This window comes from Citrobacter sp. Cpo090, assembly GCF_030332665.1.
Lineage (GTDB): Bacteria > Pseudomonadota > Gammaproteobacteria > Enterobacterales > Enterobacteriaceae > Citrobacter > Citrobacter portucalensis.
Window position 1 is genome coordinate 32,311 of record NZ_JAOWHK010000025.1, and the last position, 12,536, is coordinate 44,846.

Consider the following 12,536-nt stretch of genomic DNA (forward strand, 5'->3'; position numbering starts at 1 on the left):
TCCTGACCTTACGTTAATTGCCCGACTGCGCATCCTGTCATAGTCAATTGCGAAAGGATGATGTCGTGCTTATCTTATTAGGTTACCTGGTTGTTATTGGTACAGTTTTCGGCGGTTACATGATGACCGGCGGACACCTTGGGGCACTCTATCAACCGGCTGAGCTGGTGATTATCGGTGGCGCGGGTATTGGGGCATTCATCGTCGGCAATAACGGGAAAGCCATCAAAGGGACGATGAAAGCGATCCCGATGCTTTTTCGTCGTTCAAAATACACCAAAGCGATGTATATGGATCTGCTGGCGCTGCTGTATCGCCTGATGGCCAAGTCACGTCAGCAGGGCATGTTCTCGCTTGAACGCGACATCGAAAACCCCAAAGAGAGCGAAATCTTCGCTAGCTATCCGCGCATTCTTGCGGATGCCGTAATGCTTGATTTCATTGTCGATTATCTGCGTTTGATCATCAGCGGCAATATGAATACGTTTGAAATTGAAGCGCTGATGGACGAAGAAATTGAGACTCACGAAAGTGAGGCCGAAGTTCCGGCTAACAGTCTGGCAATGGTGGGTGATTCATTACCGGCGTTCGGCATTGTGGCGGCGGTCATGGGGGTTGTTCATGCGCTGGCTTCTGCCGATCGTCCGGCGGCTGAGCTGGGTTCGCTGATTGCGCATGCGATGGTAGGGACATTCCTCGGTATTTTACTGGCCTATGGATTTATTTCTCCGCTTGCCAGCGTTCTGCGGCAGAAAAGCGCTGAAACAACCAAAATGATGCAGTGTGTGAAGATAACGCTGCTCTCCAATCTGAATGGTTACGCGCCGCCAATTGCCGTCGAGTTTGGTCGTAAGACTCTGTATTCCAGCGAACGACCATCGTTTATCGAGCTGGAAGAGCATGTTCGTGCGGTGAGAAATCCAACTGCGCAGCAGACGACCGAGGACGCATGAAAAATCAGGCCCATCCCATTATCGTTGTAAAGCGACGCAAGCATAAAGGTCACGGTGGTGGGGCGCATGGTTCGTGGAAAATCGCCTACGCCGATTTTATGACCGCGATGATGGCCTTCTTTCTGGTTATGTGGCTCATTTCTATTTCCAGCCCTAAAGAATTGATCCAGATTGCCGAATATTTCCGTACACCGCTGGCCACCGCAGTGACCGGGGGAAATCGTATTTCGAATAGCCAAAGCCCGATTCCAGGCGGCGGGGATGATTACACCCAGCAGCAGGGCGAGGTGAACAAGCAGCCGAATATTGATGACCTGCGAAAACGTATGGAACAGAGCCGTTTGAGCAAACTTCGCGGCGATCTCGATCAATTGATTGAATCCGATCCCAAACTGCGAGCGCTGCGTCCGCATTTAAAGATTGATTTAGTTCAGGAAGGGCTGCGGATACAGATTATCGACAGTCAGAATCGGCCGATGTTTAAGACTGGTAGCGCTGAAGTTGAGCCGTACATGCGCGATATCCTGCGCGCGATTGCTCCGGTGCTCAACGGCATCCCTAACCGGATCAGCCTTTCCGGTCACACGGATGATTACCCTTACGCGAATGGTGAGAAAGGGTACAGCAACTGGGAATTGTCCGCCGATCGCGCAAATGCATCGCGTCGCGAGCTTGTTAGCGGCGGTCTGGATGATGGAAAAGTATTACGTGTGGTAGGTATGGCCGCCACGATGCGTCTGAGCGATCGCGGTCCCGAAGACGCTATCAACCGCCGTATTAGCCTGCTGGTTCTCAATAAGCAGGCGGAAGAGGCCATTTTGCATGAAAACGCTGAAAGCCAGAATGAGCCGGTAAGTGTCTTACAACAGCCAGCGGAACTTCCGCCGGCAAGCGTTCCCACATCGCCACCAGCCAATCCGAGGTGATAGCGTGAGCATGGATATTAGCGATTTTTATCAGACATTTTTTGATGAAGCTGACGAACTGTTGGCTGATATGGAGCAACACCTTCTTGATTTGGTTCCTGAAGCCCCGGATTCCGAACAGCTGAATGCCATTTTTCGTGCAGCGCACTCGATTAAAGGCGGGGCGGGCACCTTCGGCTTTACCATTTTGCAGGAAACGACCCATCTGATGGAAAACCTGCTGGATGAAGCGCGGCGTGGCGAGATGCAGCTCAATGCCGACATTATCAACCTGTTTTTGGAAACGAAAGATATTATGCAGGAACAGCTCGACGCCTATAAAAGCTCAGTGGAGCCTGATGCCGAAAGTTTTGAGTACATCTGCCAGGCATTACGGCAGTTAGCGCTCGAAGCGAAAGGTGAAACCGCACCGGCAGTAGTCAACTCAGCAAAACTGAGCGTTGTTGACAGCGCCGCGATGCAGGAAGAGGCGGTTGCAAAGCCAGAATCCGCCAGTGAAGAGAGTAAAAAACGCATTACTCTCTCGCGTCTGAAAGCCAGCGAAGTGGATTTACTGGAAGAGGAACTGGGGAATCTGGCGACCTTAACCGATGTGGTAAAAGGAAGCGACACGTTATCAGCAACGCTTGATGGCAACCTTGCAGAAGATGACATCATCGCGGTGCTCTGCTTTGTCATTGAAGCTGACCAAATTGAATTCGAAACCGTCAGCGCAGCGCCTGTGGCAGTAGAACCTGAAGAGGTGACTGTTGTCACTGAGCCGCAGCCGGTTGCTGTGGCACCTGCGGTGAAAGCTACCGCCAGTGAAGCACCACATAGCCGCGTGGAACGTGAAAAACCAGCCCGCGCCAGCGAGTCGACCAGTATCCGCGTAGCGGTTGAAAAGGTTGATCAGCTTATTAACCTGGTCGGTGAGTTGGTGATCACGCAGTCGATGCTGGCCCAGCGCTCTAACGAACTGGATCCTGTCAATCATGGCGATCTCATCACCAGTATGGGTCAGTTACAACGTAACGCCCGAGATTTGCAAGAGTCGGTGATGTCGATTCGTATGATGCCAATGGAGTATGTGTTCAGCCGTTTCCCTCGTCTGGTGCGCGATCTGGCCGGTAAGCTGGGTAAACAGGTCGAGCTGACGCAGGTAGGTAGCTCAACCGAACTCGATAAGAGCCTGATTGAACGCATCATCGATCCGTTGACGCACCTGGTGCGTAACAGCCTCGACCATGGTATCGAACTGCCGGAAAAACGCCTTGAATCCGGTAAAAGCCCAATTGGCAATCTGACGCTTTCCGCGGAGCATCAAGGCGGGAATATTTGTATTGAAGTGACCGATGATGGCGCTGGCCTGAACCGCGAACGTATCCTGGCTAAAGCTGTCTCTCAGGGCATGCCGATCCACGAAAACATGAGCGATGACGAAGTGGGTATGTTGATCTTCGCGCCAGGCTTTTCGACCGCCGAACAGGTGACGGATGTTTCCGGACGCGGCGTGGGTATGGATGTGGTGAAGCGAAATATCCAGGAGATGGGCGGCCATGTTGAGATCCAGTCTAAACAGGGACAGGGGACTACTATTCGCATTCTGCTGCCGCTGACGCTGGCGATCCTCGACGGGATGTCCGTGCGCGTGGCGGATGAGGTCTTCATTCTGCCACTGAATGCCGTGATGGAATCGCTGCAACCGCGCGAAGAAGATCTCCATCCGCTGGCCGGAGGAGAGCGCGTGCTGGAAGTGCGTGGCGAATATTTACCGCTGGTTGAGCTGTGGAAAGTCTTCGAGGTTGAAGGCGCAAAAACAGAAGCAACTCAGGGCATTGTAGTGATTTTACAAAGTGCAGGACGTCGCTATGCGCTGCTGGTCGATCAGTTAATTGGCCAACACCAGGTGGTGGTCAAAAACCTGGAAAGTAACTACCGCAAAGTGCCAGGTATTTCTGCTGCAACGATCCTCGGCGATGGCAGCGTCGCGCTGATTGTCGATGTCTCTGCATTGCAGGGGTTAAACCGCGAACAACGTGTGGCGATCACAGCCGCCTGATTGAGTGAGAAGGGAATAATATGACCGGTATGAGTAATGTAACTAAACTGGCCGGCGAACCGTCAGGTCAGGAATTCCTCGTGTTTACGCTGGGGGATGAAGAGTACGGTATCGATATCCTGAAAGTGCAGGAAATCCGTGGTTATGATCAGGTGACGCGCATCGCTAACACGCCTGCGTTTATCAAAGGTGTCACGAACCTGCGTGGTGTGATTGTGCCTATCGTCGACCTGCGCGTGAAATTTAGCCAGAGCGATGTGGATTACAACGAAAACACCGTGGTGATTGTGCTGAATCTGGGTCAGCGGGTGGTTGGGATTGTGGTAGACGGCGTCTCGGATGTCCTGTCGCTGACGACGGATCAAATCCGTCCGGCACCAGAGTTTGCGGTCACGCTGTCGACGGAATATTTGACGGGATTGGGTGCGCTGGGTGACCGGATGCTGATTCTGGTCAACATTGAGAAGCTGCTGAACAGCGAAGAAATGGCGCTGCTGGATATTGCCGCTTCCCACGTCGCATAATCGCCATAACTCATCCGGCCTACAATGATTGCTGTTGTAGGCCGGATTAGCGTAGCGTATCCGGCAGATTTCCCTCTTACGCTTCCCGCTCAACCAGCTCCGGTTCTTCTTCCAGTAAACCTTCATCCTGCGCCAGCATCGCCGTTGCAATCCCGTTACCTAATACGTTGATTGCTGAACGTCCCATATCCAGGAAGTGGTCAATTCCCATCAGTAACAGGATCCCGGCGACCGGAATATTAAAGCTCGGGATGGTTGCAGCCAGCACCACCAGTGCTGAACGCGGCACACCGGCAATCCCTTTGGACGCCAGCATCAGCGTCAGCATCAGGACGGTGATTTCTGCGAAGGAGAGGTGAATATTATAGGCCTGCGCGATAAACATGGAGGCAAATGAACAGTAGACCATGGAACCAACCAGGTTAAACGAATAACCGATAGGCAGCACGAATGACACGATGTTGGGTGAGCAGCCAAATTTAGTTAATTGCTCCAGCGTTTTCGGATAAGCGGCCTCAGAGCTGCTGGTAGTGAATGCGACCAGAACCGGGTCTTTCAGCATGCTTACCAGGCGAAATACCTCTTTTTTCAGCATGACATAACCCACCGCCAGCAGAACCAGGCAGGTCAGTAAAATCGCCACATAGTAGCCGCCGATAAACGACGCATAGTTAAGCAGGATCCCCAGCCCCTGGGTGGAGATTACGGAGGAGATGGCGGCAAAAATAGCCAGCGGTGCAACGTACATCACGTAGCCAGTCACTTTCAGCATAATGTGGGAAACGACATCCAGCGCCGCAACCAGCGGGGCGTTGAATTTCTCACCAAGGGATGCGCCACCAATACCGAAGAACATCGAGAACACCACAATTTGCAGGATCTCATTGTTAGCCATCGCTTCGGCGATACTGGTTGGAATGGTATGCGTCAGAAAACCTTTCAGGCTCATGCCGCCCACGGCGAGACCGGTGTCGGTGGCTTCCAGCGGGATCGCCAGGTTCAGCCCGCTGCCGGGTTGCTCAAGGGAAACCACAAACAGACCGACCAGAATAGACAATATAGAAGAGCTGATAAACCAGATCATGGCTTTCCCGCCCACACGACCGATGGTGGACGTTTCCCCCAGACGCATAATACCAACGGTCAGGGTGCTGAATACTAAAGGCGCGATCACCATCTTAATCAGACGTAAAAAGATGTCGGTGAGAAGCGTAATATTATCGGCCCAGGCGGTTACAACGCCGGGGGAGGCATAAGAGTGGATCACCGCACCCGACAGGATCCCCGCCAGCATGAAGATCACGATAAACAACGTGAGTTTGTTTGCATTTGCCACTAAAAAGCCCTCAGTAAGGATTTAACATTTATTGATCGGTTACTCATTTTTTATACTTATTAAGTGGTAACGAAGTATTCATCATATAAATTGGATTAAAGCGTAAGCGGATACAACTTTTTTTAATTTTTTATCCATTTTGTTGTGGTATTTACAAAGTGATTGTGTGATCTAAATCACACAAAAAAGCGTGTTTCAGCCAATCTGACCGTGCTCACCGATGAATATAAATGTTATTTGCATGATAATTATGGTGTTTTTATGTGAATGATTTGTGGTTGTTGCGCACCCGTTTTTACCTTCCCCTCGCCAGGCTTCACATCCCTTCAGGATTTCCTTTTCGCAAACGTAAAGTTATCTCAGCCACTGCCGATAACGTTGATAACTCGTTTTCAGGAAGGTGCCTTATGTTTAACCGTATCCGCGTTGTCACAATGCTGATGATGGTGCTGGGGGTTTTCGCACTGCTACAGCTTGTTTCCGGTGGTCTGTTGTTTTCTTCATTGCAGCAGAATCAGCAAAGTTTTGTTATTTCTAACGATCTTCGACAGCAGCAAAGTGAACTCACCTCAACATGGGATCTGATGCTGCAAACACGAATCAATTTAAGCCGTTCTTCTGCGCGCATGATGATGGATGCGTCTAACCAGCAAAGCAGCGCCAAAAACGATCTGCTGAAGAATGCGAAAGCATCGCTTGCGCAGGCTGAAACGCATTACGCAAAATTTAAAAACATCACACCGTTGCCGGAAATGGCAGAAGCCAGCGGCAACGTAGAGGAAAAATATCAGCAGTACCATGCGGCCCTGGCAGAACTGGTTCAGTTTCTGGAAAGCGGCAATATGGACGCCTACTTTGCGCAGCCTACGCAGGGAATGCAAAACGCGCTCGGCGAGGCGCTGGGCAAGTACGCCAGCGTTAGCGAAAAGCTTTACGTTCAGGCATTTGATCAAAGCGCGCGGGATTACCATTTCTCCCAATGGCAGCTTGGCGTGCTGGCCGTCGTGCTGGTACTGATTCTGGTGGTGGTCTGGTACGGTATCCGTCATACCCTTCTAAATCCTCTTTCCCGCGTTATTGCCCATATTCGGGAAATCGCCAGCGGTAACCTGACCGCAACTCTCACCGTTAGCGGTCGTAACGAAATCGGCGAGTTGGCCAGTACGGTTGATCATATGCAGCGCTCGCTAACGGAAACCGTCACTCTGGTGCGTGAAGGCTCTGATGCGATTTATTCCGGTACCAGCGAAATTGCCAGCGGAAACACTGACCTTTCATCTCGAACGGAACAGCAGGCGTCTGCGCTGGAAGAGACCGCAGCCAGCATGGAACAGCTGACCGCAACCGTGAAGCAAAACGCGGACAACGCGCGTCAGGCCTCGCAACTGGCGAAAAGCGCTTCTGACACCGCGCAGCATGGCGGAAAAGTGGTTGATAGCGTGGTGAACACCATGCACGAAATCGCCGATAGCTCGAAGAAAATCGCCGACATCATCAGCGTCATCGATGGCATTGCCTTTCAGACCAACATTCTCGCACTGAACGCGGCGGTTGAAGCAGCACGCGCCGGTGAGCAAGGCCGCGGCTTTGCCGTGGTGGCGGGCGAAGTGCGTAATCTGGCAAGCCGCAGTGCGCAGGCGGCAAAAGAGATCAAAGCGTTGATTGAAGATTCCGTTTCCCGGGTTGATACCGGTTCTGTACTGGTGGAAAGCGCAGGGGAAACGATGAACGACATCGTCAATGCCGTGACGCGGGTGACCGATATCATGGGTGAGATTGCCTCAGCCTCCGACGAGCAAAGCCGGGGGATTGATCAGGTTGCGCTCGCGGTCTCTGAAATGGATCGCGTTACGCAGCAGAACGCCTCTTTGGTACAGGAGTCAGCTGCCGCAGCGGCCGCTCTTGAAGAACAGGCCAGTCGCCTGACGCAGTCGGTATCGACTTTCCGTCTTGCGTCACGTCCAGCCTCGACAAAACCACGCGATACACGATTACCAGCGGCCCCGAGCGCATCCTATCCGCGCCAGAGCATTGAACAAGATACGAATTGGGAAACATTTTGACTGATAGTTAAACCGCGGCCAGTGCCGCCCGATGGGAGCGTTGATGTTTAATCGTATTCGAATTTCGACCACGCTGTTTTTGATTTTAATCCTCTGCGGTGTTTTGCAGATTGGCAGTAATGGCTTGTCCTTCTGGGCATTTCGGGACGGTTTTCAGAACCTGAATCAGGTCGAACGGAGTAATCAGCAACGCGCTGCGCTGGCACAAACCCGCGCTGTGTTATTACAGGCCAGTACGGCCCTTAATAAGGCAGGGACGCTGACCGCCCTGAGCTATCCGCCAGAGGACATCAAAACGCTGATGACCCTCGCGCGCGATAGCCTGGCGCAGTCTGAATTGATGTTTAAACGCTTTATAGCGACGTCGGATTCGGCGGAACAAGGAAAGGCGCTGTTTGGTGCAACGGAGAATAGTTTCAGCCAGTGGCACAGCGCCCTCGCGCATCAGGCCACCTGGCTTGAAAATAATCAGTTGTCAGATTTTCTGACCGCGCCGGTGCAGGCGGCTCAGGATGCTTTTGATGCGAATGTGAATGCGTGGCAGAGCAACATTGACAGCGTGTTGCAAACGGCAGGGGAGCAGAGTCAGCGCAATTATCACATGTCGGGGGTGATTTTCGCCACCATGGTGGTACTGGCGGCACTGCTCACCAGCGGTGCGCTGTTCTGGTCGCGCAAGATGATCGTTCAGCCGCTGGCGATTATTGGCAGCCATTTCGACAGTATTGCCGCGGGAAATCTGGCACGACCGGTAGCGGTTTATGGGCGCAATGAGATCTCGGCCATTTTTGCCAGCCTGCAGAAGATGCAAAAGGCGTTACGCGAAACGGTAAGTGACGTTCGTCAGGGCAGCTCAGCCATGCATAGCGGTATTTCAGAAATCGCGATGGGCAATAACGATTTATCTTCGCGAACCGAACAGCAGGCGGCTGCGCTGGCACAAACGGCAGCCAGTATGGAACAACTAACCGCCACCGTCGGCCAGAACGCTGATAACGCGCGCCAGGCGTCAGGAATTGCCAAAAGTGCGGCAGACACAGCGCATAAAGGTGGCGAGCAGACGTCCCGGGTCACCAGCACCATGCATGAGATTTCTGCCAGCTCGCAGAAAATCGGCGACATCATTGGCGTGATTGACAGCATTGCCTTCCAGACCAATATCCTGGCGTTGAATGCCGCGGTAGAGGCCGCCAGGGCGGGGGAGCAAGGGCGTGGTTTTGCCGTCGTCGCTGGTGAAGTGCGCAATCTGGCAAGCCGTAGCGCGCAGGCGGCGAAAGAAATTAAGGGGCTCATTGAGGAGTCTGTCACCCGGGTGCATCAGGGCTCGCAGCTGGTGGATATGGCGTCGCGCACTATGACGGAAATAGTCAGTTCGGTGACCCAGGTTAACGACATCATGGGCGAGATTGCCTCGGCATCCGATGAACAGCGCAGAGGCATTGAGCAGGTGGCGCAGGCCGTCAGCCAGATGGACTCAGTGACGCAGCAAAACGCCGGGCTGGTGGAAGAAGCCGCATCCGCCGCCGGACAACTTGCGACGCAGGCCGATCATCTTTCTGCCTGTGTCGCATTTTTTAAACTTGAAGAGCAAACCGTAGCAAAACAAGAGTTGGCGCAGCCTCAGGTTGCGCCCGTTGTATCCTGAATGTGATTGAGAAGGCGCTATGACATCATCTCTGCCCTCCGGGCAAACGTCATTATTGTTACAGATGACACAGCGCCTCGCGCTGTCTGACGCGCATTTTCGTCGGATATGTCAATTAATCTACCAGCGTGCGGGGATAGTACTGGCCGACCATAAGCGGGACATGGTTTATAACCGCCTGGTCCGCCGTTTGCGAACCCTGGGGCTGGATGACTTTGGTCGCTATCTCAGCATGCTGGAAGCTAACCAGAACAGTGCTGAGTGGCAGGCTTTTATTAACTCCCTGACTACCAACCTGACCGCGTTTTTTCGCGAAGGGCATCATTTTCCGGTGCTGTCAGATCATGCTCGTCGGCGCAACGGTGAATACCGCGTCTGGAGCGCGGCGGCGTCAACCGGAGAAGAACCCTACAGCATTGCGATTACGCTTGCCGATACCTTAGGTATGGCACCGGGCCGCTGGCGTGTTTTTGCCAGCGACATTGATACCGAAGTGCTGGAAAAGGCCAGAAATGGCATTTATCGCCTCGATGAGCTAAAGACGCTGTCACCCCAGCAGCTGCAGCGTTATTTCATGCGCGGCACCGGACCGCATGAAGGGCTGGTACGCGTTCGGCAGGAACTGGCAGGTCATGTTGAGTTTTCCAGCGTGAACTTACTGGATAAACAGTACAACGTGCCAGGCCCTTTTGATGCCATATTTTGCCGTAACGTGATGATCTATTTCGATAAAACGACGCAGCAGGACATTTTGCACCGTTTTGTTCCTCTTCTTAAACCCGATGGGCTGCTGTTTGCAGGTCATTCAGAAAACTTTAGCAACCTCGTGCGCGAGTTTAGCCTGCGTGGACAGACCGTGTATGCGCATGCGCCAGGTAAGGATAAAGCATGAGTAAAATCAGGGTGTTGTCGGTAGATGATTCTGCATTGATGCGTCAAATCATGACCGAAATTATTAACAGCCACAGTGATATGGAAATGGTGGCGACGGCGCCGGATCCGTTGGTCGCCCGGGATTTAATCAAAAAATACAATCCCGACGTCCTGACGCTGGACGTGGAAATGCCGCGCATGGACGGCCTCGACTTCCTTGAGAAGTTGATGCGCCTGCGTCCAATGCCGGTGGTGATGGTTTCTTCACTGACCGGTAAAGGTTCAGAGGTCACGCTGCGGGCCCTGGAGCTGGGGGCGATTGATTTTGTCACCAAACCGCAACTGGGGATCCGCGAAGGAATGCTGGCGTATAGCGAGATGATTGCGGAGAAAATCCGCACCGCATCGCGGGCAAAACTGGCGGCCCATAAGCCCATGGCGGCACCGACGACCTTGAAAGCGGGGCCATTACTCAGTTCGGAAAAACTGTTGGTGATTGGCGCCTCAACCGGAGGAACAGAGGCAATTCGCCATGTACTCCAGCCATTGCCGCTTTCAAGTCCCGGTATTCTTATAACCCAGCATATGCCGCCTGGATTTACCCGTTCGTTCGCCGAACGTCTGAACAAACTGTGTCAGATAACCGTGAAAGAAGCAGAAGACGGAGAGCGCGTACTCCCGGGGCATGCATATATCGCGCCGGGTGACAAGCATATGGAACTGGCGCGCAGCGGCGCGAACTATCAAATCAAAATTCATGACGGTCCGCCGGTTAATCGGCATCGACCCTCAGTGGATGTGCTGTTCCATTCGGTGGCGAAACATGCGGGGCGCAATGCCGTCGGGGTGATCCTGACCGGTATGGGCAACGATGGCGCAGCCGGAATGTTAGCGATGAACCAGGCGGGAGCCTGGACCATTGCGCAAAACGAAGCAAGTTGTGTGGTGTTCGGCATGCCGCGCGAGGCCATCAATATGGGTGGCGTAAGCGAAGTGGTCGATCTTAGCCAGGTGAGCCAGCAAATGCTGGTGAAAATTAGTGCCGGACAGGCAATACGTATTTGAATCAGGAGTTTATTTTTATGGCGGATAAAGAGCTTAAGTTTTTGGTTGTGGATGACTTTTCCACCATGCGTCGCATCGTGCGTAACCTACTCAAAGAGCTGGGATTCAACAATGTTGAAGAAGCTGAAGATGGCGTGGATGCGCTGAACAAGCTACAGGCTGGGGGATTCGGCTTTGTTATTTCTGACTGGAACATGCCGAACATGGATGGGCTGGAACTGCTGAAAACCATCCGTGCCGATGGCGGGATGGCTTCTCTGCCGGTACTGATGGTCACGGCAGAAGCCAAAAAAGAGAACATCATTGCGGCAGCACAGGCAGGTGCCAGTGGCTATGTCGTGAAACCGTTCACAGCGGCGACGCTGGAAGAAAAACTGAATAAAATCTTTGAGAAACTGGGCATGTGAGGGTGTGATGATGATGCAACCACAAATTAAACCTGCTGACGAGCACTCTGCAGGGGACATCATCGCGCGCATCGGCAGTTTGACCCGAATGCTGCGCGACAGCTTGCGTGAACTGGGGCTGGATCAGGCCATTGCCGAAGCGGCAGAAGCGATTCCCGATGCCCGCGATCGTCTCGATTACGTTGTACAGATGACCGCTCAGGCGGCAGAGCGCGCGCTGAACAGTGTAGAAGCTTCGCAGCCGCATCAGGACGCGATGGAAAAAGGGGCCAAAGACCTGACCAAACGCTGGGATGAATGGTTCGAAAATCCGATCGAACTGTCCGACGCTCGAGAACTGGTCACCGATACCCGTCAATTCCTTGGTGATGTGCCCGGACATACCAGCTTTACCAATGCCCAGTTGCTGGACATCATGATGGCGCAGGATTTCCAGGATCTCACCGGACAGGTCATCAAGCGCATGATGGATGTTATCCAGGAAATTGAACGTCAGCTGCTGATGGTTCTGTTGGAAAACATTCCGGAACAGGGCGCTCGTCCAAAACGTGAAAACGAAAGCTTGCTTAACGGCCCGCAGGTTGACGCCTCGAAAGCTGGCGTAGTGGCAAGTCAGGATCAGGTTGACGACCTGCTGGATAGCCTCGGGTTCTGATGAGTATTTGCCGGATGTGAGGCGTGGACCTCTCATCCGGCTTACGCG

The 12,536-nt window shown here is 53.0% G+C and carries 11 protein-coding genes; 10 read left to right on the forward strand and 1 reads right to left on the reverse strand.

Annotation, left to right across the window (positions count from 1 at the left end; all coding sequences use genetic code 11):
* The first annotated feature begins 65 nt into the window (after positions 1-65).
* From motA to cheW, 4 genes are read left to right on the forward strand one after another with little or no spacing between them, the layout of a single operon-like run.
* A complete protein-coding gene (gene motA / locus OGY83_RS02685) occupies positions 66-953 on the forward strand; it encodes a flagellar motor stator protein MotA (RefSeq protein WP_016153442.1) in 888 nt (295 codons plus the stop codon).
* Positions 950-1,879 (forward strand): flagellar motor protein MotB, encoded by a 930-nt coding sequence (motB, locus tag OGY83_RS02690; protein WP_016153441.1) that lies wholly within the window; start codon positions 950-952, stop codon positions 1,877-1,879. The genes motA and motB overlap by 4 nt, the downstream gene beginning before the upstream one ends.
* 4 nt (positions 1,880-1,883) lie before the next feature.
* Complete coding sequence (gene cheA / locus OGY83_RS02695; RefSeq protein WP_286635214.1) at positions 1,884-3,920, forward strand: chemotaxis protein CheA; 2,037 nt, start codon at positions 1,884-1,886, stop codon at positions 3,918-3,920.
* 20 nt (positions 3,921-3,940) lie between these two features.
* Positions 3,941-4,444, forward strand: coding sequence for a chemotaxis protein CheW (cheW, locus tag OGY83_RS02700; RefSeq protein WP_003034638.1), 504 nt, complete (start codon positions 3,941-3,943; stop codon positions 4,442-4,444).
* 76 nt (positions 4,445-4,520) lie between these two features.
* Here the strand turns inward: cheW and OGY83_RS02705 are convergent, their stop codons facing one another.
* Complete coding sequence (locus tag OGY83_RS02705) at positions 4,521-5,780, reverse strand: dicarboxylate/amino acid:cation symporter (protein WP_003833882.1); 1,260 nt, start codon at positions 5,778-5,780, stop codon at positions 4,521-4,523.
* Between the two features lie 407 nt (positions 5,781-6,187).
* On the opposite strand from OGY83_RS02705, the gene tar reads away from it, so the two are divergent.
* Genes tar through cheZ form a run of 6 tightly spaced genes read left to right on the forward strand, consistent with a single transcriptional unit; the run spans position 6,188 to position 12,488 of the window.
* Positions 6,188-7,843 (forward strand): methyl-accepting chemotaxis protein II, encoded by a 1,656-nt coding sequence (tar, locus tag OGY83_RS02710; RefSeq protein WP_286635216.1) that lies wholly within the window; start codon positions 6,188-6,190, stop codon positions 7,841-7,843.
* Between the two features lie 43 nt (positions 7,844-7,886).
* Complete coding sequence (tap, locus tag OGY83_RS02715; RefSeq protein ID WP_286635217.1) at positions 7,887-9,488, forward strand: methyl-accepting chemotaxis protein IV; 1,602 nt, start codon at positions 7,887-7,889, stop codon at positions 9,486-9,488.
* 19 nt (positions 9,489-9,507) lie between these two features.
* Positions 9,508-10,380: a protein-glutamate O-methyltransferase CheR gene (gene cheR / locus OGY83_RS02720; protein WP_003833874.1), complete on the forward strand. Its 873-nt coding sequence runs from the start codon at positions 9,508-9,510 to the stop codon at positions 10,378-10,380.
* Complete coding sequence (locus OGY83_RS02725; RefSeq protein ID WP_003833872.1) at positions 10,377-11,426, forward strand: protein-glutamate methylesterase/protein-glutamine glutaminase; 1,050 nt, start codon at positions 10,377-10,379, stop codon at positions 11,424-11,426. The genes cheR and OGY83_RS02725 overlap by 4 nt, the downstream gene beginning before the upstream one ends.
* Before the next feature lie 17 nt (positions 11,427-11,443).
* The gene (gene cheY, locus OGY83_RS02730; protein WP_003034656.1) at positions 11,444-11,833 is read left to right on the forward strand and encodes a chemotaxis response regulator CheY; all 390 of its coding nucleotides are present in this window, start codon (positions 11,444-11,446) and stop codon (positions 11,831-11,833) included.
* Positions 11,834-11,843: 10 nt separating this feature from the next.
* The gene (gene cheZ / locus OGY83_RS02735) at positions 11,844-12,488 is read left to right on the forward strand and encodes a protein phosphatase CheZ (protein WP_003034659.1); all 645 of its coding nucleotides are present in this window, start codon (positions 11,844-11,846) and stop codon (positions 12,486-12,488) included.
* Positions 12,489-12,536: the final 48 nt, after the last annotated feature.